Annotated in this window: 25 protein-coding genes, 1 pseudogene and 2 CRISPR repeat arrays; of the genes and pseudogenes, 12 read left to right on the top strand and 14 right to left on the bottom strand. The window is 72.1% G+C overall.

All coding sequences use genetic code 11. From position 1 onward, the window contains the following. Positions 1–27: 27 nt before the first annotated feature. Both LPU43_RS08635 and LPU43_RS08630 read left to right on the top strand, forming a co-directional pair. Positions 28–384 carry a YkvA family protein gene (locus tag LPU43_RS08635; RefSeq protein WP_229399725.1) on the top strand — a complete coding sequence of 119 codons (357 nt, stop codon included), beginning with the start codon at positions 28–30 and terminating at the stop codon, positions 382–384. 69 nt (positions 385–453) lie between these two features. After that, entirely contained in the window at positions 454–1,824 is a 1,371-nt protein-coding gene (locus LPU43_RS08630) for a cystathionine beta-synthase (RefSeq protein WP_229399724.1), read from the top strand. 267 nt (positions 1,825–2,091) lie between these two features. Here the strand turns inward: LPU43_RS08630 and LPU43_RS08625 are convergent, their stop codons facing one another. Together LPU43_RS08625 and LPU43_RS08620 are read right to left on the bottom strand one after the other, a co-directional pair. Further along, positions 2,092–2,673 (bottom strand): hypothetical protein, encoded by a 582-nt coding sequence (locus LPU43_RS08625; RefSeq protein WP_229399723.1) that lies wholly within the window; start codon positions 2,671–2,673, stop codon positions 2,092–2,094. 325 nt (positions 2,674–2,998) lie between these two features. Beyond that, positions 2,999–3,760: direct repeats of the CRISPR family, unit length 29 nt; unit sequence GGGATCACCCCCGCGTGCGCGGGGAGCAG. 102 nt (positions 3,761–3,862) lie between these two features. After that, positions 3,863–4,087 carry a GntR family transcriptional regulator gene (locus LPU43_RS08620; protein WP_229399722.1) on the bottom strand — a complete coding sequence of 75 codons (225 nt, stop codon included), beginning with the start codon at positions 4,085–4,087 and terminating at the stop codon, positions 3,863–3,865. Between the two features lie 97 nt (positions 4,088–4,184). Here LPU43_RS08620 and LPU43_RS08615 point away from each other — a divergent pair, with 97 nt between their 5' ends. The 3 genes and pseudogenes from LPU43_RS08615 (at position 4,185) to LPU43_RS08605 (ending at position 7,182) form a co-directional block, all read left to right on the top strand. Beyond that, positions 4,185–5,063, top strand: a complete 879-nt coding sequence (locus tag LPU43_RS08615; RefSeq protein WP_229399721.1) for an XRE family transcriptional regulator — start codon at positions 4,185–4,187, stop codon at positions 5,061–5,063. Between the two features lie 314 nt (positions 5,064–5,377). Continuing rightward, positions 5,378–5,587, top strand: a pseudogene (locus tag LPU43_RS08610) (CBS domain-containing protein); the annotation flags it as partial. A gap of 272 nt (positions 5,588–5,859) precedes the next feature. Continuing rightward, entirely contained in the window at positions 5,860–7,182 is a 1,323-nt protein-coding gene (locus tag LPU43_RS08605; protein WP_229399720.1) for a glycoside hydrolase family 18 protein, read from the top strand. 102 nt (positions 7,183–7,284) lie between these two features. Here the strand turns inward: LPU43_RS08605 and LPU43_RS08600 are convergent, their stop codons facing one another. From LPU43_RS08600 to LPU43_RS08590, 3 genes are read right to left on the bottom strand one after another with little or no spacing between them, the layout of a single operon-like run. Further along, on the bottom strand, positions 7,285–7,572 hold the full coding sequence (locus LPU43_RS08600) for a hypothetical protein (RefSeq protein WP_229399719.1): 288 nt from the start codon (positions 7,570–7,572) through the stop codon (positions 7,285–7,287). Continuing rightward, a complete protein-coding gene (locus LPU43_RS08595) occupies positions 7,565–7,834 on the bottom strand; it encodes a hypothetical protein (protein ID WP_229399718.1) in 270 nt (89 codons plus the stop codon). Before LPU43_RS08595 ends, LPU43_RS08600 begins: the two co-directional genes overlap by 8 nt. Continuing rightward, positions 7,834–8,121 carry a hypothetical protein gene (locus LPU43_RS08590; RefSeq protein WP_229399717.1) on the bottom strand — a complete coding sequence of 96 codons (288 nt, stop codon included), beginning with the start codon at positions 8,119–8,121 and terminating at the stop codon, positions 7,834–7,836. The genes LPU43_RS08595 and LPU43_RS08590 overlap by 1 nt, the downstream gene beginning before the upstream one ends. 232 nt (positions 8,122–8,353) lie before the next feature. Between LPU43_RS08590 and LPU43_RS08585 the strand changes: the two genes are divergently transcribed. Then, on the top strand, positions 8,354–9,154 hold the full coding sequence (locus tag LPU43_RS08585) for a helix-turn-helix domain-containing protein (protein ID WP_229399716.1): 801 nt from the start codon (positions 8,354–8,356) through the stop codon (positions 9,152–9,154). Beyond that, entirely contained in the window at positions 9,151–9,342 is a 192-nt protein-coding gene (locus LPU43_RS08580) for a DUF397 domain-containing protein (RefSeq protein WP_229399889.1), read from the top strand. Before LPU43_RS08585 ends, LPU43_RS08580 begins: the two co-directional genes overlap by 4 nt. A gap of 155 nt (positions 9,343–9,497) precedes the next feature. Further along, positions 9,498–11,479: direct repeats of the CRISPR family, unit length 28 nt; unit sequence GGATCACCCCCGCATGCGCGGGGAGCAG. Between the two features lie 340 nt (positions 11,480–11,819). Here LPU43_RS08580 and LPU43_RS08575 read toward each other — a convergent pair. The 7 genes from LPU43_RS08575 to LPU43_RS08545 form a co-directional block, all read right to left on the bottom strand. Next, positions 11,820–12,329 carry a GNAT family N-acetyltransferase gene (locus LPU43_RS08575; protein ID WP_229399715.1) on the bottom strand — a complete coding sequence of 170 codons (510 nt, stop codon included), beginning with the start codon at positions 12,327–12,329 and terminating at the stop codon, positions 11,820–11,822. Next, complete coding sequence (locus LPU43_RS08570) at positions 12,326–13,255, bottom strand: ribonuclease Z (RefSeq protein ID WP_229399714.1); 930 nt, start codon at positions 13,253–13,255, stop codon at positions 12,326–12,328. The genes LPU43_RS08575 and LPU43_RS08570 overlap by 4 nt, the downstream gene beginning before the upstream one ends. Positions 13,256–13,606: 351 nt before the next feature. Next, the gene (locus tag LPU43_RS08565) at positions 13,607–14,794 is read right to left on the bottom strand and encodes an osmoprotectant NAGGN system M42 family peptidase (protein WP_229399713.1); all 1,188 of its coding nucleotides are present in this window, start codon (positions 14,792–14,794) and stop codon (positions 13,607–13,609) included. Beyond that, entirely contained in the window at positions 14,791–16,638 is a 1,848-nt protein-coding gene (gene ngg / locus LPU43_RS08560; RefSeq protein ID WP_229399712.1) for an N-acetylglutaminylglutamine synthetase, read from the bottom strand. The genes LPU43_RS08565 and ngg overlap by 4 nt, the downstream gene beginning before the upstream one ends. 2 nt (positions 16,639–16,640) lie before the next feature. After that, positions 16,641–18,425, bottom strand: a complete 1,785-nt coding sequence (locus LPU43_RS08555; protein ID WP_229399711.1) for an N-acetylglutaminylglutamine amidotransferase — start codon at positions 18,423–18,425, stop codon at positions 16,641–16,643. Between the two features lie 379 nt (positions 18,426–18,804). After that, positions 18,805–19,464, bottom strand: a complete 660-nt coding sequence (gene msrA, locus LPU43_RS08550) for a peptide-methionine (S)-S-oxide reductase MsrA (protein ID WP_229399710.1) — start codon at positions 19,462–19,464, stop codon at positions 18,805–18,807. A gap of 73 nt (positions 19,465–19,537) precedes the next feature. Further along, positions 19,538–19,957, bottom strand: a complete 420-nt coding sequence (locus LPU43_RS08545) for an HIT family protein (RefSeq protein WP_229399709.1) — start codon at positions 19,955–19,957, stop codon at positions 19,538–19,540. Between the two features lie 119 nt (positions 19,958–20,076). On the opposite strand from LPU43_RS08545, the gene LPU43_RS08540 reads away from it, so the two are divergent. The 3 genes from LPU43_RS08540 to ilvA are packed head-to-tail and all read left to right on the top strand — an operon-like array spanning position 20,077 to position 23,874. Then, positions 20,077–21,219 carry a cystathionine gamma-synthase gene (locus LPU43_RS08540; RefSeq protein WP_229399708.1) on the top strand — a complete coding sequence of 381 codons (1,143 nt, stop codon included), beginning with the start codon at positions 20,077–20,079 and terminating at the stop codon, positions 21,217–21,219. 16 nt (positions 21,220–21,235) lie between these two features. Further along, complete coding sequence (locus LPU43_RS08535; RefSeq protein WP_229399707.1) at positions 21,236–22,657, top strand: amidase; 1,422 nt, start codon at positions 21,236–21,238, stop codon at positions 22,655–22,657. Further along, a complete protein-coding gene (gene ilvA, locus LPU43_RS08530; protein WP_229399706.1) occupies positions 22,654–23,874 on the top strand; it encodes a threonine ammonia-lyase in 1,221 nt (406 codons plus the stop codon). Before LPU43_RS08535 ends, ilvA begins: the two co-directional genes overlap by 4 nt. A 75-nt stretch (positions 23,875–23,949) precedes the next feature. On the opposite strand, the gene greA is transcribed toward ilvA, so the two are convergent. Further along, a complete protein-coding gene (gene greA, locus LPU43_RS08525; RefSeq protein WP_229399705.1) occupies positions 23,950–24,450 on the bottom strand; it encodes a transcription elongation factor GreA in 501 nt (166 codons plus the stop codon). 139 nt (positions 24,451–24,589) lie between these two features. Continuing rightward, complete coding sequence (locus tag LPU43_RS08520; protein ID WP_229399704.1) at positions 24,590–25,024, bottom strand: DUF4307 domain-containing protein; 435 nt, start codon at positions 25,022–25,024, stop codon at positions 24,590–24,592. A gap of 119 nt (positions 25,025–25,143) precedes the next feature. On the opposite strand from LPU43_RS08520, the gene mca reads away from it, so the two are divergent. Then, complete coding sequence (gene mca / locus LPU43_RS08515; RefSeq protein ID WP_229399703.1) at positions 25,144–26,025, top strand: mycothiol conjugate amidase Mca; 882 nt, start codon at positions 25,144–25,146, stop codon at positions 26,023–26,025. A gap of 48 nt (positions 26,026–26,073) precedes the next feature. Further along, positions 26,074–26,367: a hypothetical protein gene (locus LPU43_RS08510; protein WP_229399702.1), complete on the top strand. Its 294-nt coding sequence runs from the start codon at positions 26,074–26,076 to the stop codon at positions 26,365–26,367. Positions 26,368–26,445: the final 78 nt, after the last annotated feature.

Genomic DNA, 26,445 nt, shown 5'->3' with positions numbered 1-26,445 from the left:
GCTGTGGGCTCGGAGAGGGGCGTGGAGATGGGGAAGACACTGAAGCGGGGCGCGGCGTTCGGGGCGCTGGCCCGGGCACTGACCGCCGGGGCGAGGGGCGGCCCGGCGCTGGGCGCCCGGCTGGCGGCGCTGCCCCGGATGATCCGGGCCACCAGCCGGGGCGAGTACGACGGCGGCCTCCGGCTGGCCCTGATGACCGCCGCGACGGCGTACATCGTCTCCCCGATCGACCTGCTCCCGGAGATCCCGCTGGCGATCTTCGGCCTGGCCGACGACGCGGTGATGGTGACCTGGCTGGCCGGCGCGGTGCTCTCCGAGACCGAGCGGTTCCTGGAGTGGGAGGCGCGGCGCAGCTCCGTCATCCCGGGCCATGTGGTGCCCTGAGGGCACGTACCCTGAGAATCCCATGCCCGGCCGCCGTCGCCGGAGCGCCGCAACGAAGGGCACAACGAGGTGCAGTACTACGACAACGTCGTCGAGCTGATCGGCAACACCCCGCTGGTGCGGCTGCGCAACGTCACCGAGGGCATCCAGGCGACCGTGCTGGCGAAGGTGGAGTACCTCAACCCGGGCGGTTCGGTGAAGGACCGCATCGCGATGCGCATGGTCGAGGACGCGGAGGCGGCCGGCATCCTGCGCCCGGGCGGCACCATCGTCGAGCCGACCAGCGGCAACACCGGCGTCGGGCTGGCCCTGGTGGCCCAGCTCAAGGGCTACCGGTGCGTGTTCGTCTGCCCCGACAAGGTCAGCCAGGACAAGCAGGACGTGCTGCGGGCGTACGGTGCCGAGGTGGTCGTCTGCCCGACCGCCGTCGCGCCGGAGGACCCGCGCTCCTACTACAACGTCTCGGACCGGCTGGCCCGGGAGATCCCCGGCGCGTGGAAGCCCGACCAGTACAGCAACCCGGCCAACCCGCGCTCGCACTACGAGACCACCGGCCCGGAGCTGTGGAAGCAGACCGGCGGGCAGCTCACCCACTTCGTGACCGGGGTGGGCACCGGCGGCACGATCTCCGGCATCGGGCGGTACCTCAAGGAGGCGTCCGAGGGGCGGGTCAAGATCGTCGGCGCGGACCCGGAGGGCTCGGTCTACTCCGGGGGCACCGGGCGGCCGTACCTGGTCGAGGGCGTCGGCGAGGACTTCTGGCCCGAGACGTACGACCGGGGCATCGCCGACCAGATCGTGGAGGTCTCCGACAAGGCGTCGTTCGAGATGACCCGGCGGCTGGCCCGCGAGGAGGGGCTGCTGGTCGGCGGCTCCTGCGGGATGGCCGTGGTCGCCGCCTTGGAGGTGGCCCGCGCGGCCGACCCGGACGACGTGATCGTGGTGCTGCTGCCCGACAGCGGCAAGGGCTACCTGTCCAAGATCTTCAACGACTCGTGGATGGCCCGGTACGGCTTCCTCGACAACTCCGGCAGCGAGCCGACCGTGGCCGACGCGCTGGCCGGCAAGCCGGGCGGGCTGCCCGAGCTGGTGCACGTGCACCCCACCGAGACGGTCCGCGACGCCATCGACTACATGCGCGAGTACGGCGTCTCCCAGCTCCCGGTGCTCAAGGCCGAGCCGCCCGTGGTCACGGGCGAGGTGGCCGGCTCGGTCGCCGAAAAGGACCTTCTCGACGCCCTGTTCACCGGCCAGGCGCACCTGCACGACACGATCGAGCGACACACCTCCGACCCGCTGCCGATGATCGGCGGCGGCCAGCCGGTGAGCGAGGCGGTCGCGCTGCTGGAGAAGTCGGACGCGGCGCTGGTGCTGGTCGACGGCAAGCCGAAGGGCGTACTGACCCGACAGGACCTCCTGGCCCACCTCGGAGCCCGCTGACCCGACGACGTGCCGCAGGGCCCCGTCCCGGTAACGGGACGGGGCCCTGCGCGCTGACGAGGAAGCCCTCTCCGGGCACCGAGTGGCCGGGTTCCTCAGTCGGGTGCGGGCCGGCCGCGCCCGCGACCGGACCGGGTCCTGGCCGCCAAGGCGTACGCAACCAAGCCCTGGCCCATCCGGTACGACAAAATCGCCGTTTGCTACCACGTCACCATGCGCAGCGCCACGATCAACGAATGGCTCCGACCAGGGCTCATGAAACAGGGCCTAGAAGCGCTGTGCTATTTTCCGCGCCACGATGTTGGCGTAGTAGACCTGGAGGCGGGCTCCGTTGGATGGCGTATTGATGTCGTGCAGGCACTGCGCGTTGATTCGATCCGGAGTGGTCAGGGTGACCAGCACAGAGATGCTGGTGCTTTCGTAGGAGCTGGTGGGCATCGAAACGGCGTCACCCCTCAGCAATCCGCCGGCTCCGTTGTAAAGGCCGCATCTCACGACGTCCGACTGTGCAGTGGGGTTGATGAGCATGGTTCCCAGGGTGACGTCGTAGTGGCCGGCCGGCAGGACCGGTCCCGGGAGGACGGTGGTGACACCGCCGCCGCCCAGCACCAGGAGAACCGGTGCGGATGTCTGGTACTGGGTGGCCGCAGTGCCCGCCGACGGCCAACCCAACGGCCGCTCAGTAGCGTCGCACGTCTGGCCGGCCTCGGTGTCGATCACGCGGATCGCACCAGAACTGATGGTGTAGCAGGCATTGATCTGGCCGGTGGCGGAGTGAGGAATCGCTGCCGAAGCGATCGTGGGCACCATGGCCACGGTCATCGCCAGCAGTGCCGCGCCCGTCAGCACGCGCCTCGTTTTGTGGGGCCGAGTGGACCGGAGGTTCATCACGTACTCCTTCTGTCGTGATCGGATTCTGAACCGGTCTGCAATGGCTCACGGTGTTCAAGGGGATCGCCAAGGCGCGCTCGTACGTCGGTGGTCTTGAAGGCGTTTGACGACCCCTGGGATATATCCCACGTCTAGCATGATCGGGTCAACAGCGAGATGGGCCTATTCGCGTGTATCGAATTGAATCGAGACGTCTGCCCATCTGGCTGGCTGGCCGCAGCTACCCCAACCGGTCCAGGACGATGCTCAGTCGTGCTTCCAAAACAAGGCCCTGCATCCTGACCGGATCACCCCCGCGTGTGCGGGGAGCAGCGTGGGCCAGAATGGCCATGGGTCAGGACTCGCGGATCACCCCCGCGTGCGCGGGGAGCAGGGCCAGGCCGGATGGTTCTACACGCACTCCACCGGATCACCCCCGCGTGCGCGGGGAGTAGCCCGACTCCGGGGCGCCCATGTCGCGGAGCATCGGATCACCCCCGCGTGCGCGGGGAGCAGCCGCTCGACCAGTACAACGTTCCCTCCTCCGCGGGATCACCCCCGCGTGCGCGGGGAGCAGCCCGTGCTGTTGACGGTCAGGGCGGTTCGGCAGGGATCACCCCCGCGTGCGCGGGGAGCAGTACGCGCCCACCGTTGGGGCGAAGTCGTCGGCCGGATCACCCCCGCGTGCGCGGGGAGCAGTCAATCTGCTCCGACTGGGCGCCGTCGGGGTTGGGATCACCCCCGCGTGCGCGGGGAGCAGGAACTTGGGCACCTCCCCGTAGGGGATGGAGCGGGATCACCCCCGCGTGCGCGGGGAGCAGTACGCGGATGGCCGGCTCATGACCGCGATCCAGGGATCACCCCCGCGTGCGCGGGGAGCAGCGACAAGAGCGACCCGAAGGAATCGCCTGCCGTGGATCACCCCCGCGTGCGCGGGGAGCAGGTCCACGCCTTCGCGGTTACGGTCGGGTTCACGGGGATCACCCCCGCGTGCGCGGGGAGCAGCGTCCGGTGCGCGGCCGGGTGATCGAGGGCGCGGGATCACCCCCGCGTGCGCGGGGAGCAGACTTCTTGACCTGGGGTGCTAAAGATCAACTTCCTTGTTTTCCTTCACTTTGCGGTGCAAGGTCATCTCCTGGTGGCGTTTCCTCCCGCGATCCACAGCAGTCTAATTAGCCTCTGCTACGAAGACGCCCTTGCCCTGCTTGCCGTACACCAGGCCGCGATCGTGCAGCAGACCGAAGGCCCGGTTCACCGTGGCCAGCGAGACATGGTGCTTCTCGGCGAGTTCGGCGGTGGAGGGCAGCTTGTCGTGTGCCTTCAGCTCGCCGGACCTGATTTGCCCGGCGATGCCGTCAGCAATGCGGCGGTACTCAGCCTGCTCGTATGGCACGAGCAAAAGTCTAGGTCGGCAAGGTCATCACTAACCACAAGCCCTCGCTTGCTACGACACCACCCCCGCCGACCCCGATGCCCCGACCTCGACGCTCGTGCGGGAACTGGCCGGGCGGGTCGGACATGCCTGGCTGACGTACGACCATGCCGACTACCCCGGACTGCTGCGGGCGCTGCCCGGCCTGCTCGGCGACGTCCAACAGGCCCACACCGCCAGCGGGGACGGCGAGGCGACGGACCTGCTGGTACAGGCATACCGGATCACCGCGTCCGTGCTGGTCAAACTCGGCGAGGCCGACCTCGGCTGGCTGGCCGCCGACCGGGCGATGGCCATAGCCAGCGGTGACCCGCCCCTGTCCGCGTCGGCCGTCGTGCCGCTCGCCCGAGCACTACGCGACCTCGACCGTCCCCGACTCGCCCTGGCCGCCACCCTCCCCGCCGCACACCGCATCACCACGCACCGGCCGCCCTACGACGCCCCCGACATGATGCCGCTACGCGGCGCACTGCTGCTCGAAGCCGCCCACGCCGCCGCAGCCTGCGCAGACTCCGGCGGCGCACGCGAACTCCTCGACCAGGCAGCCCAGATCGCCGCGCAGGTGGACGACACCAACGACCCGCACCGAATGGGCTTCAGCCCGGTCGCCGTCGCGCTGGCGCGGGTCACCACCGCCGCCGACCTCGGCGACATCCACGAGGCGATCACCGGACATACCGAGGTCGTCAGCTTCGGGCAGTGGCGGCGGCTACCGGTCGAGCACCGCGCCGCGTACCTGCTCGACATCGCACGGGCCTATCTCCAAGTGGGCGACCTGCTGGCGGCGGGACGGGCCTTGGTCCAGGCAGACCGCGCCGCACCTGCCGAGGTCCGGCTACGGCCGGCGGCGCGTACCGTCCTCGCCGACCTGGAGCGCGGCGGAGCACTCCCGGCCGACGTGGCGGCCCTCGCCAGAGCCGTCGGCCTCTCGTCTTGAGTCGCGTTCCACCACGACATGACCGCCGATCCACGCGGTTCACCCGCAGAGATCACCGCCGCGTACGCGGGGAGCAGTCGCTTGTGGTCTCGGCCGCCCGGATTCCGGCGGCGTCGGCGGATCACCCCTGGGTTCGAGGGGAGCAGCGACCGCGCCGCGCCGTGGTCGTCGTCGGGATCACCCCCGTGTGCGCGGGGAGCAGGACGCCGACGGGGGCGAGTACGACACCGTCTACGGATCACCCCCGCGTGCGCGGGGAGCAGATGTTCGCGTGGGAGAAAGTCATCCAGCCGGCGGGATCACCCCCGCATGCGCTGGGCGCCCTGTTCACCGGCCAGGCGCACCTGCACGACACGATCGAGCGGCACACCTCCGACCCGCTGCCGATGATCGGCGGTGGGCAGCCGGTGAGCGAGGCGGTCGCGCTGCTGGAGAAGTCGGACGCGGCGCTGGTGCTGGTCGACGGCAAGCCCAAGGGCGTGCTGACCCGACAGGATCTCCTGGCCCACCTCGGGGGCCGCTGACCCGACGACGTGCCGCAGGGCCCCTTCCTGGTAACGGGACGGGGCCCTGCGCGCCAGTCAGCCAGTTGATCGACTCCATGCCGGCGACATGGCGGTGTCCAAGATCGACGGATGCCGCTCTGTCGCCGACATGGAGTCGATCATGGAGTCGACCAAAGCGTGGCCAGTCATGAGATGCCCTCACGACAGGGCCTTGACCTCGGCGGGGGCGGCATCTACCTTCCTTGATCAGGAAAGTTTGTTCACTATTTAGCAACCGCCCGGGAGGGCACATGCGCGGAACGTTCCCCCGCCGCCTCGCCACCTTTGCCACCGCTCTGACCGTTCTCGCCGCCGGCACCCCGATCGCCGCCGCCCAGGCATCGCCGTCCAGGGCCCAGCGGGACGGCTTCTACCAGGTCGGCTACTTCACCCAGTGGGGCATCTACGGCCGGGGCTACACGGTCAAGAAGCTCGACACCTCCGGGGCCGCCGCGAAGCTGACCCACATCAACTACGCGTTCGGCGACGTCACAGCCGAAGGGCTCTGCGCATCGAGCGACGCCTTGACGGACTACCAGCGCCTGGTGCCGGCCGAGGAGAGCGTCGACGGGGTCGCCGACAAGGCCGGCGAGTCGCTGAACGGCAACTTCGACCAGCTGCGCAAGCTCAAGAAGAAGCACCCCGGTCTGCGGGTGCTCCTCTCGCTCGGCGGCTGGAGCTGGTCGACGTACTTCTCCGACGCGGCCCTGACGCCGGAGTCCCGGCGGGCCTTCGTCACCTCCTGTGTGGACCAGTTCATCAAGGGCAACCTGCCGAAGGCCGGCGGGGCCGGCGGGCCCGGCTCGGCCGCCGGTGTCTTCGACGGCATCGACCTGGACTGGGAGTGGCCCGGCTCGGCGGGTGATTCCGACAACATCATCCGCCCGGAGGACAAGCAGAACTTCACCGCGCTGGTCGCCGAGTTCCGCCGCCAGCTCGACGGCTACGGCCGGGTCACCCGCAAGCACTACGAGCTGACCGCGTACCTGACGGCCAACCCGGCCGCGATGGACGCCGGCTTCGAGGCCAAGAAGATCTTCAAGGACTTCGACTTCGCCACCGTCCAGGGCTACGACTTCCACGGCACCTGGGAGTCGGTGACCAACCAGCAGTCCGCGCTGCGCCGGCCGGCCGCTGCCCCGGACAACCCGGACTTCACCGCCGATCGAGCCATCAACGCCTGGATCGACCGGGGCGCGCCGCGCAGCAAGCTGGTGCTCGGCATCCCGTACTACGGCCAGGGCTGGACCGGCGTCACCGGCGGCGGCAACGGCCTGTACAAGCCGGCCACCGGCCCGGCGCAGGGCACCTTTGGGCCCGGCACCGAGGACTACAAGGTCCTGAAGAACCTGCCCGCGCAGGGCTACCGGATGTACCGCGACCTGCGTAGCGGGCACGCCTGGCTCTTCAACGGCACCACCTTCTGGACCTACGACGACCCGGCCACCGTGCTGCAGAAGGCGCTCTACATCCGCAAGGAGCGTCTCGGCGGGGCGATGGCCTGGTCGCTCGACGGTGACGACGACAGGGCCACCCTGACCAAGACGATCGCCACCGGCCTCTGGACTCCCTGACCTACCCGCACCACCGCGCCGCCGCGTTTCCCCGAGCTGGGACGCGGCGGCGCGGCCGTGTTGGGTCCCGCCTCCTTCAGGTACGAGTCCATCCGTGGGCGGCTATGTGGTCCGCGTGACCGGCGGGCGGGGTGGGGCCGATGTCCTCGCGGTGGAGTTGAGCCATCGCAGCCCCGCCGGCCGGACGTAGAGCGAGCGACGTTTCACGGCATCTCCGTTGGCGCCCATCTGGTAGCCGTCGAGCCAGAGCCAGCCGTGATAGGTGTGCCAGTCGTCGTGGACGCGGATGACGCGGAAGAGGACGGGCCGGACGAACTGCACGCTGGCGGCACGGGTGACGTGCAGAAGGTCGCCCGGCACGGGCCTTCTGGGCGGCGCGGCCTCAGACATCGCCGCTGCGCTGCTCGCCCTGCGCGGGCAGGACCATGTCGAGCCACCCCAGGTGCCGCAGCTCCATGCCCGGGTCGGGCGGCAGGCCGCGCCGTCGGCGCTCCTCGACCCCCAGGCGGTACCAGTCACCCATGTACGCCACGAGCAGTTCCCCCCGACCGGCGAACTCGGCGAGAGTCGACAACTGCCGCTCGAAGCACGGCCACGGCTCGCCGCAGACGAAGCACGGGCCGCCCGCGTACCTCGGTGGGTGTGCCCCCATCACCGACCCCGCGTCTCTGGCCCCGGACGGGCCGGCGGGTCGTCGATGATCGCCTGCACCCGGACCATCACGATGCGCTCGCGCCACGGCGTTCCGTCGGGGCGCAGCTCCAGCCCTTCGAGCCGCACCCACCGCGACGCCAGGAAGTTCGCGTACCGGGGAACGTAGGTGACCTGCAACGACAGCACCGTCTGCCCGATGCAGTAGTCACAAGGTTGGAGGGTGAGCACGTCGCCGGCGGTGACCAGCGGGTTCACTCTCGACGCCTGCCCCTGTTCAGGGTCCACTCTCTTTCCCTCCTCGCGGCGTAGGTGGGGGTCGCCAGTTCCTGAAAGGACCGGGCGACCCCCGGCGCAGAACCCGCCTCCGCCTCCGGGCCGAAAGCGGGTCCGCGTGGTGACAGTCTGGTGAGAGTGCCGTTACTCTCGATGCGTGCTCGCTCGGTCCGCGCAGGTCAGCGGCCTGACCGGGCGGCCGTGCCGGACACGCCGATGAGGACGAGCCGAAACTGGGGGATGGATGGGCACTGCCACGAACTACGTGCTCGGGGAACTGCGCCTGTTCCGAGCGTCACTCGGGACCAGCCAGGAGGAGTTCGGCCGGGCCATCGGTTACTCCGGCTCGCATGTCAGCTCCGTCGAGACGGGGGGACGCCCGCCGACGAAGGAGTACATGAAGGCGGTCGACGACCACTACAAGCTCGGTGACCGGTTCGGTCGGATGCTCCGCGAGCTGGCCAAGCTGGACGCCGAGCCGGTCTGGCTGCGCGAATGGATCGAGTTCGAGCGGGAGGCGACCACGCTGCGGTGGTTCGAGCTGTCGTACCTCCCGGGCCTGCTCCAAACCGAGCGGTACGCGCGGGCGACGCTCGCGGGCGGCCGGTTCACCGCCGACGAGGTCGAGCGGATCGTCGCGTCCAGGCTCAACCGGCAGGAGATCCTGGAGCGCGAGCGCCCGCCGCAGTTCATCGCCGTCGTGGACGAGAGCGTGCTCCGCCGGCCGGTGCTCGACCAGCCGGGGCTGATGGCGGAACAGCTCGACCACCTCGCCGAGCAGTCGATGCGGGAGCACGTCCAGGTACACGTCGTGCCCGTCGACGCCGGGATGTACCTGGGGCTGGCCGGTCAGTTCATCATCGCCGAGCTGCCTGACGGCGCGCGGGTGGCCCATGCCGACAACCAGCTCAACGCGCAGATCGTCGATGCGCCCGCCGACGTTGCTAGGCTCGCGAAGACGTGGGAGATCGTGCGGAACGAGGCGCTTTCCCGCCGGCAGTCCATCGAACTGATCAAGGAGGTGGCCAAGTCATGGAGCCGATGACCCCACAGTGGCGGAAGTCGACCAGGTCCGGCGGCAACGGCGGTTCCTGCGTCGAGGTCGCGGACAACATGCCGGGCGTGGTGCTGGTGCGCGACACCAAGGACCGCGACGGCGGCACTCTCCGCTTCACCCCCGGCACCTGGCAGTCCTTCGTCGACCTGGCGAAGAGGACCGGCCCGCTGGGCTGACTCCCCCCTCAACAAACGCGGAAGAAGGTCCCCGGCTGATGCTGGGGACCTTCTTCGTACGGGGAACACCGCCCGTCGCCTGCGCGGCTGTCCGGCTCGACCGTCAGGGCCGATCCGGGTACGTCATGGACAGTCCCGCCGGACCGCCGCGTTCGGAATCACCCCCGCATACGCGGGGAGCCGACGGCCGCGATCGGCAGGCCGCTTCCGAGGCTCGGATCACCCCCGCATGCGCGGGGAGCAGACGATGCTGAAGACGGGCATGGCGAAGAACGCGGGATCACCCCCGCATGCGCGGGGAGCAGTGGCTGGCGTCGTACGCCTCCGCGCTCGTCGGGGGATCACCCCCGCATGCGCGGGGAGCAGTCATGCGGGCGAAGGCGACGTCGCCGGAGACAGGGATCACCCCCGCATGCGCGGGGAGCAGTCATGCGGGCGAAGGCGACGTCGCCGGAGACAGGGATCACCCCCGCATGCGCGGGGAGCAGTTCATCGCGGCATCGAGCCCCACCACACCCACCGGATCACCCCCCGCATGCGCGGGGAGCAGCTCGCCGCCAGGTGCCCGCGCCGCCGGCCGAGCGGATCACCCCCGCATGCGCGGGGAGCAGCGCTGATTGGCGCCGGCCGTCAGCCGGATGTGCGGATCACCCCCGCATGCGCGGGGAGCAGCCGGCCGGTGGGCAGATCGTCCACCGCTACTGGGGATCACCCCCGCATGCGCGGGGAGCAGGCGTCATTCAAAGGGGCCCCGGCTACCGTCGTTGGATCACCCCCGCATGCGCGGGGAGCAGGCGCTCACGATGGGCGCTGTGGTCGCGGGGCTGGGATCACCCCCGCATGCGCGGGGAGCAGCACCCCCCGTTCGGAGAGCCCGCCACGTTCGACGGATCACCCCCGCATGCGCGGGGAGCAGGGTGGCGCGGACGTCACGATGCGCGGCGTCGACGGATCACCCCCGCATGCGCGGGGAGCAGGACGCCCCCGCGACCGGCGCGAAGATCACCGCCGGATCACCCCCCGCATGCGCGGGGAGCAGACGACCATCCACATCCGGTCGAGCCAGCCCAGGGGATCACCCCCGCATGCGCGGGGAGCAGGGTCTCGACCTTGCCGCAGTCGATCCAGCGGGCGGATCACCCCCGCATGCGCGGGGAGCAGCTGGCCGGCGAGGCAACCGACACCACCCACACCGGATCACCCCCGCATGCGCGGGGAGCAGTCGTACGGCGGCAACGCACCCGACGTGCTGGTGGGATCACCCCCGCATGCGCGGGGAGCAGAGCCGGACACGGCCCACCCGGACGCCCCGGTGGGGATCACCCCCGCATGCGCGGGGAGCAGGCCAGGTACGCGTCCACCCACCGCCGCACGGTGGGATCACCCCCGCATGCGCGGGGAGCAGCGCCTCCCGGACGCGGTCGTGCTCGCGCAGCAGGGATCACCCCCGCATGCGCGGGGAGCAGACCGCATAGGTCACCCAGTCGGCCTTCGGCGCGGGATCACCCCCGCATGCGCGGGGAGCAGGCAAGCACGCTGCCCCGGGCGTCAATGAGAAGGGGATCACCCCCGCATGCGCGGGGAGCAGGTAGCAATACGGGTCGCCGCCCGCAGTGCAGTGGGATCACCCCCGCATGCGCGGGGAGCAGTGGCAGCGGCGGGCCTTGTCGGACGCCCAGTCCGGATCACCCCCGCATGCGCGGGGAGCAGCACTTCGCCAGGGACTCGATGTAGGGGATGGCCGGATCACCCCCGCATGCGCGGGGAGCAGTCCAGCACAGCCAACCGGGCGACCGCCGCCGAGGGATCACCCCCGCATGCGCGGGGAGCAGGGACTGGTAACCGAGGAACCTCCATAAGCTTTGGGATCACCCCCGCATGCGCGGGGAGCAGGCGGCTTCCAGGCGTGCTTGCCGCTCGGGGCCGGGATCACCCCCGCATGCGCGGGGAGCAGGGCGGCAGGTCGGCGCGCCACGCCGAGGGAGCGGGATCACCCCCGCATGCGCGGGGAGCAGCCCGCCGGCCGCCGCCAGAGCGACGAGTACCCGGGATCACCCCCGCATGCGCGGGGAGCAGTGTATGTGGCCCTCATTCCGCGTGACGACGGAGGGATCACCCCCGCATGCGCGGGGAGCAGACTTCTTGACCTGCGGCGCTAAAGATCAACTTCCTCGTTTTCCTTCACTTTGCTGCGCAAGATTATCTGTCGAATGCCCCTTCCTCCGGCGCGTTCCGAGGGCGAGCACAGCCTAATGTCGGCAGGCGCTGATTTGAAGGAAGCAATCGCTGATCCGATGAACTTGAAGGTGCTGCGTCCCGGATACGCGAGGAGCGGCTCGACCGGTGCAGCGAGCCCGTCGGCGGGCAAGCTCGCCGTCACCGCGTACGTCTTTTGCTCGGCCGCCTGACCGCGCACCCGGGGCGGGGAGTGAGAGGGGAACCCTTCTCTACCGTATGCGTTAACAGGGGGCCCTTCCTTACAACTTCACGCCGTAGCGGAGCTGCGGCACACGCACGGTGCCGATCTGCTCCTCACGGCGTTCCCCGGTAGGCAGCCAGCCGCCGCGCTCGTAGAACTCGCGGGCACGCCTGTTGGACTCCAGCACCCACAGGACTCCCCGCCTCCAGCCCCGGCCGCGCATCGTGGCCAGCGCGTCAACCATCAGCGCCCGGCCGGTGCCCCGCCCCCGCTCGTCCGGCTCCAAGTGGATGGCGTTGAGCAGGCCGGTCGCCGGGTCGTCGGCGTCGTCCGGGCCGAGGTAGCTGAAGCCGACCAACCGGCCGTCCCGTTCGGCGACGGTCATCAGGTGGTCGTCGCGCTCCCACGCCCACCGCTCGGCCCAGTACGCCCCCATCGCCTCCGCCGTCGGGTCCGCCAGCGCCTCCGGCGGCAGGAACGACGAGTACGCCGCCACCCGGGACCGCTGGTGCAGCGCGCCCACCGGGAGCAGGTCGTCGCCGGTCGCACGGCGAAGAATGATCGTCACCCCGGCGAGGCTACCCGCCGGGGCGGGACCGGCACGGTGAGCAGGTCCTCCGCGATGACCAGGTCACCGGCGAAGTGCTCCCGGGCCTCCTCGGCGAAGCGCCGCGCGTCGGAGTAGCGCTGGGAGAAGTGGGTCAGCACGAGGGTGCGCACCCCCGACTCGGCCGCCACCCGCGCGGCCTGGCCCGCCGTGAGGTGCCCGACCTCGGCGGCGAGCGCGGCCTCCGACGCCAGGAACGTCGACTCGATGACCAGCAGGTCGGCGTGCTCGGCGAGGGCGTACACCCCGTCGCAGAGCCCCGTGTCCATCACGAAGGCGAAGCGCTGGCCCGGCCGGGTCACGCTCACCTCGTCGCGGGTGACGCGACGCCCGTCGACGTCCAGGTGGCCGGCGCGGAGCAGCTCCCCGACGGCGGGCCCGGCGATGCCGTACGCGGCCAGCTTCTCCGGCAGCATCCGGCAGCCGTCGGGCTCGACGAGCCGGTAGCCGTACGTCTCGATGGGGTGCCGCAGCCGGCGGGCCTCCAGCGTGCCGGCGCGCAGGGCGATCCGCTGCCCGTCGGCGGTGATCGGCTCGACGGCCAGCTCGGCGGTCTCGTGGAAGCTCGACGCGTGCCGCAGCCGGGCGAAGTAGTCGGCGCCGCCGGCCGGGAAGTGCACGGCGACCGGGTGGGGGACCCGGTCGAGGGAGAGCCGTTGGATGGTGCCGGGCAGGCCGAGGCAGTGGTCGCCGTGGAAGTGGGTGACGCAGATCCGGGTCAGGTCGGTGGCGGTGACGCCGGTGTGCAGGAGCTGCCGCTGGCTGCCCTCGCCCGGGTCGAAGAGGATCACCTCGTCGTCCCAGCGCAGCACGTACCCGTTGTGGTTGCGCGCCCGGGTCGGCGCCTGGCTGGCCGTTCCCAGCACCACCAGCTCGCGCATGGACACAGCGGCCTCCGGTCGGGCGGGGTCCGGCGGGGCCGGACATGAAGCGACCCCCGGGGCTTCCGCGCTCGCGCGCGGGCCGGCTGGACTTGGCCGGCACCCCGGGGGTCGGGTGGCTGTCGTGGATTCGCCGTACCGCTGCCACACGGTCTCGACGATGGTGCATTGCCCGCCTCGCGGCGGACGAGTTTTCACTGTCGAGGACAGCGGCTAGCGGACAGCCACCTCACGAGTCCGATTGCTATACAAGTCTGGACCACCTCCTTTCCCGTGTACCGCCACGCTAACCACTCGCCGGGGGCAGCGGCAACGGAATTTCCCTCACAGGCCGGGCGGGAACAAAACCCGCGCGGCTCAGTCGCCGATGCCGATGGGGCCCTCGCGCGGGCCGTCCTCCTGGGCGGGCTGCACGGCCAGCGACGGGAAGTCGGCCAGGTCGCCCTCGGGCTCGGCGTCCCACTCGGGGAAGACCAGGTCGCTCTGGAGGTAGAGGCAGAGGAGCTGGGTCAGGTGGCCCAGCCCGTCGAGGTGGGTGCGCTCGTGGCCGTGGGTGGCGTCCACCCCGAAGCCGAGCAGGGCCACCCGGGCGTGCGCGCCCGCCTCGACCGCCGCCGCCACGTCGGAGCGGTAGTACTCGAAGACGTCCCGGACCAGGTCCACCCCGTGCTCGCGGGCGATGGCGGCCAGGTTTCGGGTGAGGTGGTAGTCGAACGGGCCGACCCCGTCGCCCATCGCCAGGGTCGCCGCGTTCTCCCGGGACTGCTGGCCGGGAGCGACCACCGCGGCGTCCACCGAGACGATCTCCGCCACGTCCGGGTCGAGGCCGTGGCTGGCCCCGTGCCCGATCTCCTCGGTGACCGTGACCAGCAGGTGCGCGGTCACCGCCGGGGTGATCCCCGCGTCGACCAGCGCCTTGAACGCGGTCAGCACCGCCGCCACCCCGGCCTTGTCGTCGAGGTGCCGGGACTTGACGTACCCGCTGGGGGTGACCGTCGGGTTGGGCAGGAACGCCACGAAATCCCCGGCGTCGATGCCGAGCGCGCGGAGCCCGGCGATGTCCTCCACCGGCTCGTCGACCCGGACCTCGACCTGCTCCCAGCCGACCCCCTGGGAGTCCACGTCCTCGTTGTAGCGGTGCCCGCTGGCCTTGAGCGGCAGCACCTGCCCGGTGATCACCCGGTCCAGGTCGTCGGTGAAGACCCGCACGTGCGCGCCCTCGGCGAACCGGGCGCTGTGCGTGCCGATCTGCATCAGCTCCAGCCGGCCGTTCTCCTTGAGCCGCTTCACCATGCCGCCGATGGTGTCCGTGTGCACCACGATCGCCCGGTCCGCGCCGGTCTGCCGGGGCCCGGGGAGGCAGGCGCCGAGCGCGCCGCGCCGGGTCAGCGTGGAGGAGATCCCGAGCGCGGAGAGGCGCTCGCCGACGTACTGCTGCACGTGGTCGGTGCGCCCGGACGGGCTCGGGATCTCCAGCAGCTCCACCAGCACCTGACGGAGGTAGTCCAGGTCGATCTTCAGCGGGGCGGGTTTACGTGCGGTCATGCCTGAGAGCTTGCCGCACCGGCCGGGGTCCAGAGGCGTCGCGGTGCCCGCGTGCCGGGGAAGAGCAGGTCGACGAAGCGCTCGGCGGTCGGCTGCGGCTCGTGGTTGGCCAGGCCGGGCCGCTCGTTGGCCTCGATGAAGACGTGCTCCGGGTGGTCCGGGGCCCCGACCAGCAGGTCCAGCCCGGTGACCGGGATGTCCAGCGCCCGGCTGGCCGCCACGCACGCCTCGGCGATCTCCGGGTGCAGCTCGCCGGTGACGTCGTGGATGGTGCCGCCGGTGTGCAGGTTCGCGGTCCGGCGGACGACCAGCACCGTCCCCTCGGGCAGCACGTCGTGCAGCTCGTACCCGGCCTCGGCGATCACCTCGCGGGTCATGTCGTCCAGCGGGATGCGGGACTCGCCCCCGGTGGCGGCGGCCCGGCGGCGGCTCTGCCGCTCGATCAGCTCGGCGATGTCGTGCACGCCGTCGCCGGTCACCTGCGCGGGCCGGCGGACGGCCGCCGCGACCACCTCGTGGTCGATCACGATGACCCGCAGGTCCTCGCCGTCGCGCATCTCCTCGATCAGCACGTCCGGGCAGAACCTGCCGGCTAGCTCGACGGCGGCGGCCAGCGCCTCCGGGGTGCGCACCCCGACGGTGATGCCGTTGCCCTGCTCGCCCCGCGCCGGCTTGACCACCACCCGGCCGACCTCGGCCAGGAACGCGGCGTCGGCGTCGTCGCCGGTGGCGGTCCGCCCGCGCGGCACCGACAGGCCCGCCTCGGTGAGGATGCGCCGGGTGACCCGCTTGTCGTCGCACCGGCTCATCGCCACCGCCGTGGTCAGCTCCGACAGAGACTCGCGGGTGACGACCGTCCGGCCGCCGTTGCTCAGCCGCAGCTCGCCCCACTCCGGGTCGGTGACCTCCACCCGGATGCCCCGGCGCATCGCCTCGTCGGCGATGATCCGCGCGTACGGGTTGAGCCGGTCGTACCCCTCCGGGCTGGCGGGCAGGAAGAGCGGCGCGTTGATCGGGTTCTTCCGCTTCACGCAGAGCGTGGCCGTGCGGTAGAAGCCGAGCCGCTCGTACAGCCGGATCGCCCCGGTGTTCTCGGCCAGCACCGACAGGTCGACGAAGGCCCGGCCGCGCTCGGTCAGCCGGGCGGCCAGCTCGGTGAGCAGCGCCTGGCCGGTGCCGGGCGGCGCGGTGTTGAAGTCCACCGTGAGGCACCAGAGGCTGGCCCCGCCGTCCGGGTCGCCGAAGACCGCGACGTGGTCCACGCCGGTGATCGTGCCGACCACCTCGCCGGTGACGTCCTCGGCCACCAGGTGCAGGAACCGGTCGGTGCGGGCGTTGGCCACCAGCACGTCGACCGGGGCGGTGACCATGCCGTTGCGGGCGTAGATCCGGTTCACGGCGTCCGCGTCGTCGGCGTCGCGCAGCGTGCGGATGCGCAGGCCGGGCAGCTCCCCGCGCCCGTCGCCGGCCGCCGTGGCGGCGGGCAGCCGCAGCCGGTACGTCAGCGACGGGTCGATGAAGAGCTCGTCCGGCAACCGGGACACCAGCACGTGCGGGTCGCGCAGGTAGATGCAGATGTCCCGGGCCCCGTCGGCCTCCGAGCGCAGCACCGCCGCCACCGCCGCCTGGTCGGTGAACGTCTGGCCGAAGACCAGCCGCCCCCAGCCGCAGTCGAGCACCACGCCGTCGCGCCCGGCGGGCCGCCTTCCGTCCCCGGCGGGCCGCTCCGCGTCGACGACGCCGGGGGCCACCGGGTCGCCGCCCGGCCCCACCCGCTCGCGCCGCCGGCCGAGCACGCGTTCCCGGTCGGTCGGCGCCGTCCCGGTCGCCAGGTTGTTGCTCACGCTCAGTCGATTCCGTGGCTCTGGAGCCACATTTCCAGGAGTCCCAGTTGCCACAGCTTGTTTCCGTTCAACGGAGTGAGTTCGGCGTTCGGGTCGGCGAGCAGCGCGTCGACGTACTCGGTGCGGAACAGGTTGCGGCGGCGGGCCGCCGGCGCGTGCAGCGCGTCGCGTACCCGGTCGAGGAGCTTGCCCTCCAGGTGGGTGAGGCCCGGCACGGGGAAGTAGCCCTTCGGCCGGTCGATGACCTCGTGCGGCAGCACCCGGCGGCCGATCTCCTTGAGCACGCCCTTGCCGCCCTGGGCCAGCTTCAGCTCCGGCGGGCAGGTCGCGGCCAGCTCCACGAACTCGTGGTCGAGGAACGGCACCCGGGCCTCCAGCCCGTGCGCCATCGTCATGTTGTCGACCCGCTTCACCGGGTCGTCGGTCAGCATGACCTGGGTGTCGATCCGCAGGCCGGCGTCGACGGCGGTCTGCGCGCCGGGCCGGGCCAGGTGGGCGGCGACGAACTCGCGCGCCGGGTCGCCGTCGGCCAGCCACGCCGGGTCCAGGACCCGGGCCAGCCCAGCCGCGTCCCGGTCGAAGAACGCCTTCGCGTACGTGTCGACGGCCCGCTCCCGGTCGACCCCGGCCAGCGGCGGGTACCAGTGGTAGCCGCCGAGGATCTCGTCCGCGCCCTGCCCGGACTGGACCACCTTGACGTGCTTCGAGACCTCCTGGCTGAGCAGGTAGAACGCGACGCAGTCGTGGCTGACCATCGGCTCGCTCATCGCCGCGACCGCCGCCTCCAGCGGGGGCAGCAGGTCCCGGGCGGCCACCCGGATCTGGTGGTGGTCGGTGCCGAACTTCTTCGCCACCAGGTCCGAGTAGACGAATTCGTCGCCCTCCCGCCCGCCGACCGCGTCGAAGCCGATGGAGAACGTCGACAGGTCGCGCTGGCCCTCGTTGGCGAGCAGCGCCACCACCAGGCTGGAGTCCAGCCCGCCGGAGAGCAGCACGCCCACCGGGACGTCGGCGACCATCCGGCGGCGCACCGCCGTGGTCAGCGACTCCAGCAGGGCGTCCTCCCAGTCGCGGGCGGACCAGCCGGCCCGCTCCTCGCGCCGGTTGAACGCCGGGTCCCAGTAGACGTGCTCGCGGCTGCTGCCGTCGGCCTCGTACACCCGCACGGTGGCCGGCGGGAGCTTGGCGACGCCGCGCAGGATCGTGCGCGGCGGCGGCACGATGCTGTGGAAGCTCAGGTAGTGGGCCAGCGCCACCGGGTCGATGCTCGTGTCCACCCCGCCGGCGGCCAGCAGCGCGGGCAGGGTGCTGGCGAACCGCACCACGCCCGGCGTCTCGGCCACGTAGAGCGGCTTGATGCCGAGCCGGTCCCGGGCCAGCACCAGCCGGCCGGTGTCGCGCTCGCTGATCGCCACGGCGAACATGCCGACCAGGTGGTCGACGAAGTCGAGCCCCCACTCGGCGTACGCCTTGACGACCACCTCGCTGTCGCCGGAGGAGAAGAAGCGGTGCCCCTTCGCCTGCAACTCCTCGCGCAGCTCGCGGTAGTTGTAGACGCAGCCGTTGAAGACGCCGGTCAGCCCCGAGGCCGGGTCGACCAGCGGCTGGCAACTGGCGGCCGACAGGTCGATGATCTTCAGCCGCCGGTGCCCGAGGGCCGTGGCCCCCTGGGACCACACCCCCGCGTCGTCCGGGCCCCGGTCGCTCATCGTGGCCGCCATGCGCTCCACCGCCGCGACGTCGGCCCGCGAGCCGTCGCGGCGGAACTCCCCAGCCAGTCCGCACATGGAAAGAAATGGTGCCAGAGGCCAGTGGGGTTCGCCTGTTGAGATGATGTTGGTGATACCGCTTGCTTGCTAGAATGCTCGCCCTCGCGTCGCTGGGACCTTCGACGGAGGGTGTTCTCCTCCCGTAGCGGCCCGCCCGACCGGGTTGGCGCGGCGGTTCGATGTGACAAAACCCGCATTGCCGGACGACGCCGAGACCCGGGCTGGGCGGGCGCGTCGGGCGCCACTGGGGCGGGCTGGTTGATCCACTCCAGGCCGCCGACATGGCGGTATCCGGGGAGGTGAGAAGCCGCCATGCCGCCGACATGGCGGGGGCTAGGCCGGGAGACGCCGGGCCCCGGGCCGGCCACCCCCGTGGGACGGCCGGCCAGGTCGGCGGTCAGGCGGTGCGGGCGACGCCCACCGGACAGCTCAGCCCGTTCGGCCCGTGGTTGCAGTACCCGTTCGGGTTCTTCGTCGGGGCCAGGTACTGCTGGTGGTAGTCCTCGGCGAAGTAGTAGTCGCCGAGCCGGTCGATCTCCGTGGTGATCTCGCCCTTGCCCGCCCGCGCCACGATCGGCGCGAACGCGTCCCGGGACGCGACGGCGGTGGCGAGCTGGTCGTCGGTGGTGGCGTAGATCGCCGAGCGGTACTGGGTGCCCACGTCGTTGCCCTGGCGCATGCCCTGGGTCGGGTCGTGGTTCTCCCAGAAGACCTTCAACAGGTCCTCGTAGCTGATCCGGGTGGGGTCGTAGACGACCTGGACCACCTCGGCGTGCCCGGTCCGGCCCGAGCAGACCTCCTCGTACGTCGGGTTCGGGGTGCTGCCGCCCGCGTAGCCGGCGGAGGTGGTGAGCACCCCGGGCAGGGTCCAGAACAGCCGCTCGGCACCCCAGAAGCAGCCCATCCCGAAGACGGCGACCTGCGAGCCCGCCGGGAACGGCCCTTTCAGCGACGACCCGAGGACCTCGTGCCGGTCGGCGATCGGCATCGCGATCGGGCGGCCGGGCAGGGCCTGGTCGGGGCTGGGCAGTTCGGCGGACATGCGGCGAAGGAACACGGTGAACTCCTCTCGTACCTCTCCCCGCGTGCAACACCGGCGGGCGCTGGTTCCTTACCCGCCCGGCCGGTGATCAGCCCGGCGCGAGCGCGGCGGCCACCCGGTCCGCGTACCCCCGCGCCTCGACGTCGTCGGCGTAGCGGGTGCGGGGCCAGAAGAAGCCACGCAGGCCGTCGCCCTTCGTGCGCGGCACCACGTGGGTGTGCAGGTGCGCCACCGACTGGGACACCCGGTTGTTCATCGCCACGAACGTGCCGCCGGCCCCCAGGCCGGACTCCACGGCCACGGCGAGCCGCTGGACCAGCCCGAAGTAGCCGGCCAGGGCCTCCGCCGGCAGGTCGGCCAGGGTGACCAGGTGGGCGCGCGGCACCACCAGCACGTGCCCCCGGAACACCGGCCGGGTGTCGAGGAACGCGACCCCGTCCGGCTCGTCGGCGACGACGAAGGCCGGCACCTCGCCGGCCACGATCCCGCAGAACACGCACGCCCCCATCCGCTCAGGCTAGCCTCGCGCCCCGCACCCGATGAGGTGCGGTGAGAAGGGGACCTTTCTCTACCGTAGGCGTTGACAAGGTGCCCTTCCTCTCCTCCGCACCCGCTAACGTCACGGGCATGAGTCACGGCTTCGAGACGCTCGCCATCCACGCCGGTCAGGCCCCCGAGGCCCGCACCGGCGCGGTGATCCCACCGATCTACCAGACCAGCACCTACGCCCAGGACGCCGTCGGCGCGCCCCGGCAGGGTTACGAATACTCCCGCTCCGGCAACCCCACCCGCGACGCCCTCCAGGAGTGCCTCGCCGCGCTGGAGGGCGGCCAGGTCGGGCTCGCCTTCGCCAGCGGGCTGGCCGCCGAGGACACCCTGCTGCGGACCGTCTGCAAGCCCGGGGACCACGTGATCATCCCCGACGACGCGTACGGCGGCACGTACCGGCTGTTCGCGAAGGTGGCCGAGCGGTGGGGGCTGACGTACACCCCGGCGAAGGTCTCCGACGTCGACGCCGTGCGGGCCGCGGTCCGCCCCGGCGCGACCCGGATCGTGTGGGTGGAGACGCCGACCAACCCGCTGCTCGGCATCGCCGACATCGCCGGCCTGGCCGCCGTCGCGCACGACGCGGGCGCCCTGCTGGTGGTGGACAACACGTTCGCCTCGCCCTACCTCCAGCAGCCGATCGCCCACGGCGCGGACGTGGTCGTGCACTCCACGACCAAGTACGTCGGCGGGCACTCCGACGTGGTGGGCGGCGCGCTGGTCGCCGCCGACCGGGGCCTCGGCGACGAGCTGCGCTACCACCAGAACGCGATGGGCGCGATCAACGGCCCGTTCGACGCCTGGCTCACCCTGCGCGGCATCAAGACCCTCGGCGTACGGATGGACCGGCACTGCGACAACGCCGAGCGGATCGCGGCCTACCTGGACGGGCACGCCAAGGTCGGCCAGGTGCTCTACCCGGGCCTGCCGTCGCACCCGGGTCACGAGGTGGCCGCCAAGCAGATGCGCCGGTTCGGTGGCATGATCTCCTTCCGGGCGGCGGGCGGCGAGGAGCACGCCGTGGAGATCTGCAACCGGGCGAAGCTCTTCGTGCTCGCCGAGTCCCTCGGCGGGGTGGAGTCCCTGATCGAGCACCCGGGCCGGATGACACACGCAAGTGCTGCCGGCTCGCCGCTTGAAGTTCCCGGCGATCTCGTGCGACTGTCTGTCGGCATCGAGACGGTCGACGACCTGCTCGCCGATCTGGAGCAGGCGCTGGGCTGACCGCTGGCTGGGGAGGGTGGCCGTGCAGGACATCATGCCGACCTGGGTGGGCGCGACCGCGAAGCAGATCGCCCGGGGCGTACGGCGGGGTGACGTCTCGGCCACCCAGGTCGTGGCCGACCACCTGGACCAGATCGCCCGGACCGACGCCGACCTCGCCGCGTTCCGCGCGGTGCGCGGCGGGGAGGCGATCACCGAGGCGGAGAAGGTCGACGAGCAGGAGGACCTGGCGAACCTCCCGCTGGCCGGGGTGCCGGTCGCGGTCAAGGAGAACACCCCCGTCGCCGGCCTGCCCACCTGGAACGGCTCCGCCGCCGCGCGCACCGCCGTGGCGGAGGCCGACCACGAGGTGGTCCGGCGGCTGCGCGGCGCGGGCGCGGTGATCCTCGGGGTGACCCGGATGCCCGAGCTGGGCCTCTGGGCGCTCACCGACGGCCCCGACGCCGTCACCCGCAACCCGTGGGACCCCCGGCGCACCCCCGGCGGCTCGTCCGGCGGGGCGGCGGCGGCGGTGGCCGCCGGGCTCGTGCCGATCGCGCACGGCAACGACGGCCTCGGCTCCATCCGCATCCCGGCGGCCTGCTGCGGCCTGGTCGGGCTCAAGCCCGGCCGGGGCGTGGTCCCCGCCCAGCTCGGCGCGGAGGACTGGTTCGGCCTGGCCGAGCACGGGATGCTCACCACCACCGTCGCCGACGCCGCCGTCGGCTTCCAGGTGCTCGCCGGCCGGCCGCAGGAGAAGCTGGTCCCGCCACCCCGGCTGCGGGTCGGGGTGTCGCTGCGCTCCCCGGTGCGCGGCGTCCGGGCCGACGCGCCGAACCGGGACGCGGTGGCCGCCGCCGGCCGGCTGCTCGCCGCCGCCGGCCACGACACCGTCCCCGCCGACCCGGTCTACCCGACCCATCTCGGCCTGGCGGCCGTCGCCACCTGGTTCGCCTCGGCCGCCGCCGACGTGCGGGCCTGCGGGCTCGACCGGCGCGACCTCCAGCGGCGCAGCCGCCGGCACGTCGCGCTGGGGGAGTGGGCGCAACGCCGGGGGTACGTCCGGGAGGCCGACCGGGCCGGCTGGCGCGAGCGCTCCATCGGCTTCTTCGCCGACCACTCGGTCGACCTGCTGCTCACCCCGGCGCTGGCCGGCCCGCCGCCGGAGGCCGCCGGCTGGTCCGGCCGGTCCTGGGCCGCGAACATGAAGGCCAGCCTCCGGTACGCCCCGTACGCCGCGCCGTGGAACCTCGCCGGCCTGCCCGCGATCGTGGTGCCGGTCGGCCGCCGCCCGGACGGCCTGCCGGTGGCCGTGCAGCTCGTCGGCCCGCCCGGCTCGGAGCTGCTGCTGCTCGGCGTCGCCGGCCAGTTCGAGATGCAGGCCCCTTGGTCCCGGCACGCCCCCGGTCACCCCCGCGTCGGGGCGGGCTCGCCGACCCCTGGCACGATCACCGCATGACGGAACTGGTCGGTCTCGCCGAGGTGCGGGCCGCGCGGGAGCTGCTCGCCGGTGTCACCCGCACCACCCCCCTGGAGCCCTCCCGCCCCCTGAGCGCCGCGCTCGGCGGGCCGACCTGGCTCAAGTGCGAGAACCTCCAGCGCGCCGGGTCGTACAAGGTGCGCGGGGCGTACGTGCGGATCTCCCGGCTCTCGGCGGCCGAGCGCGAGCGCGGCGTGGTGGCCGCGAGCGCCGGTAACCACGCGCAGGGGGTGGCGCTGGCGGCCGGGCTGGTCGGCGCGCGCGCCACCGTCTTCATGCCGGTGAACGCGCCGCTGCCGAAGGTCGCCGCCACCAAGGGGTACGGCGCGCGGATCGAGCTGGTCGGCAACACCGTCGACGAGTCGCTGGTCGCGGCGCAGGCGTTCGCCGAGCGGACCGGGGCGGTCTTCATCCACCCGTTCGACCACCCGGACGTGATCGCCGGGCAGGGCACCGTCGCGCTGGAGATCCTGGAGCAGTGCCCCGACGTCAGGACGATCGTCACGGGGGTCGGCGGGGGCGGGCTGGTCTCCGGGATGGCGGTGGCCGTCAAGGCGCTGCGGCCCGACGTGCGGCTGATCGGGGTGCAGGCGGCCGGCGCGGCGGCGTACCCGCCCTCGCTGGCCGCCGGGGAACCGGTCCGTCTCCCCACGTTCAGCACCATCGCCGACGGCATCGCGGTCGGTCGGCCGGGGGAGATCACCTTCCACCACGTCCGGGAGCTGGTCGACGAGATCGTCACCGTCTCCGACGAGGACATCTCCCGGGCGCTGCTCATGCTGCTGGAGCGGGGCAAGCAGGTGGTCGAGCCGGCCGGGGCGGTCGGCGTCGCGGCGCTGCTGGCCGGGGCGGTGGAGGTCGAGGCGCCGGTGGTGGCGGTTCTCTCCGGGGGCAACATCGACCCGCTGCTGATGCTGCGGGTGATCGAGCACGGGCTCGCGGCGGCCGGGCGCTACCTGCGGGTCACGGTGCGCTGCTCGGACCGGCCCGGCCAGCTCGCCTCGCTGCTGCGCGAGATCGCCGAGCACCGGGCGAACGTGGTCGACGTGGAGCACCAGCGGGCCAACCCGCACCTGCGGCTCGGCGAGGTGGAGGTGGCGCTGTCCGTGGAGACCCGGGGCGTCGAGCACTCCGACACGCTCATCAGCGCCCTGCGGGCCAGCGGCTACCAGGTGGTCTTCGCCGCCGAGCGCTGAGATGCAAGGAAGGGCCCCTTGTTAACGCATTCCGTTGTACAAGGGGCCCTTCCTAACGTCGGGCGGGCCGACGGGTCAGCCGGCGAACGGCTCGAAGCTGACCACCGTGACCTTGATGTCCGCGCCGCTCGGCGCGGTGTAGGTGACGGTCTGGCCGGGCCGGGCCCCCAGGATCGACTTGCCCAGGGCGGACTCGGGGCTGTAGACCGTCAGTTCCGTGGTCGACGCGATCTCCCGCGAGCCGAGCAGGAACGTCTCGGTGTCGTCGGTGTCGTCGTCGAAGTAGATCGTCACGACCATGCCCGGGGACACGGTGTCGGCGCTCGGCGCCTCGCCGACCTTGGCGGTGCGCAGCAGCTCCTTCAGGTAGAGGATGCGCCCCTCCTGCTTGCCCTGCTCCTCGCGGGCGGCGTGGTAGCCGCCGTTCTCCCGCAGGTCGCCCTCCTCGCGCCGGGCGTTGATCTCGGCGGCGATGACCGGCCGGTTGTCGATCAGCTCGTCGAGCTCGGCCTGAAGGCGGTCGTGCGCGTCCTGGGACAGCCAGGTGGCGGGCGCCTCGTTTCCGGTGTTGGACACAGGCGTTCTCCTTGGTAGTGCGGACTGGCTGACAGTGAACTACCAAGCTACCAGTGCTCCGCCCCTCCGGGTGTGATCCATCACCGTGAGTGCCGGTGACGGGACTCACGGTGCGCCTGGCGAGGGGCGTCCCGGTAGCCTAGCCGGCCGGGCGGCAGCGCATCACCTCGCCGATGAAGGGGCGGGAGGTGGTGGTCACCGGGTGCCCGGCCGTGATCCGGGTCGCGCCCGGCTCGGCGGTCACGGTCACCTCCGCGCGGCCGACCTCCGCGCCGTCGCGCGACCGGGCCCGCAGCGCGCAGGTCGCCGACCCGCCCTCCGGCACGGTCACCCGGAAGTGGACCACCACCTGAGAGTCGGTGACGTCCGTGTAGGTGATCATCTGGGCGTCGTAGTCGGGGTCGCCGTACCTGCCGTACAGGGTGACCGAGATCAGCCCGAGCGCCGCCGCGAGGGCCACGGCGAGCAGGGCGACCAGCGCGGGTCGACGGCGCCCCGGCTCGCGCCGCCGGCCGTAGCGGCCCGGCGGGAACGCCGGCGCGTCGGTGGTGATTGTGGCGTGCGTCTCGGTCACCGGCGGGTATCTCCTGGCGTCGTTGTCGGGGGCATCGGCAAGAATGGCAAGTCAAGGATGACAGGTCGGCACGGGCGCCGGCAGGTCACCGCGCTGGGCACAGACGAGGAGCGCCGCAAGTGGCAGAGCAACTGCGTCTCATGGCCGTGCACGCGCACCCGGACGACGAGTCGAGCAAGGGTGCCGCGACCATGGCCAAGTACGTCGCCGAGGGGGTCGACGTGCTGGTCGTGACGTGCACGGGCGGCGAGCGCGGCAGCGTGCTCAACCCGAAGATGGACCGCCCGGACGTCTGGGCCAACATCGGCGAGATCCGCCGCGCCGAGATGGACGCGGCCCGCGCGATCCTCGGCGTCGAGCAGGCGTGGCTCGGGTTCGTCGACTCCGGGCTGCCGGAGGGCGACCCCCTGCCGCCGCTGCCCGAGGGGTGCTTCGCCCTGCAGGACGTCGACGTCGCCGCCGGCCCGCTGGTCCGCCTGATGCGGCAGTTCCGCCCGCACGTCGTCACCACGTACGACGAGGAGGGCGGCTACCCGCACCCCGACCACATCATGACCCACAAGATCAGCGTCGCCGCCTTCGAGGCCGCCGGTGACCCGGAGCGCTACCCCGACCTGGGGGAGCCCTGGCAGCCGCTCAAGCTCTACTACGACGTCGGCTTCTCGCGGGGCAAGGTCCTCGCGCTGCACGAGGGCAGCCTCGCCGCCGGCCTCCCCTCCCCGTACGAGGAGTGGCTCAAGCGCTGGGAGGACCGCCCCGACAAGGGGGTCCGGATCACCACCCGGGTCGAGTGCGCGGAATACTTCCCGGTCCGCGACGACGCGCTGCGCGCCCACGCCACCCAGATCGACCCGGACGGCTTCTGGTTCCAGGTGCCGATGGAGTTGCAGAAGCAGGCCTGGCCGACGGAGGATTTCCAGCTCGCCCGCTCGGCGGTCGACAGCCCGCTGCCCGAGTCCGACCTCTTCGCCGGGGTGCGCGAGACGGCCCATGCCCGCTGAGCGGAGGCCGGGCTACCCTGGTCTCCTGTCGCACTTCGGAGGAACACCATGTTGACCGCTGCCCAGGTGCTCGCGGAGAACAACTTCGGGGACACCCGCACGGGTGGCCTAGCCGGTCCGATGGGTCTCTTCCTCATCCTGGTCCTGGGCACCGCCACCGCGCTCCTGATCCGCAACATGAACACCCGGCTGCGCCGGCTGCCCGACCGCTTCCCGGCGGCGGGCGACCCGGCCGAGGTCGGCCGCGCCGACGCCACCGTCCTCGATCCGGCAGACGGGACGTCGGAGCGGGACTCACGCGGAACCGCCCCGAAGGGCCAGGAGCAGCGCCGGGAGGGATGATCCGCGCGTGAATCACGCCGAAGTCGGTCATCGCCCCCTGTTGCGGGCACCGGCTTTGGCTTAGCCTTCCCGCCGGGG

This window comes from Micromonospora okii, from assembly GCF_020884795.1.
GTDB lineage: Bacteria > Actinomycetota > Actinomycetes > Mycobacteriales > Micromonosporaceae > Micromonospora > Micromonospora okii.
The sequence above is the reverse complement of the archived record's forward strand: the minus strand, read 5'-3'. Positions and strand labels throughout refer to the sequence as shown.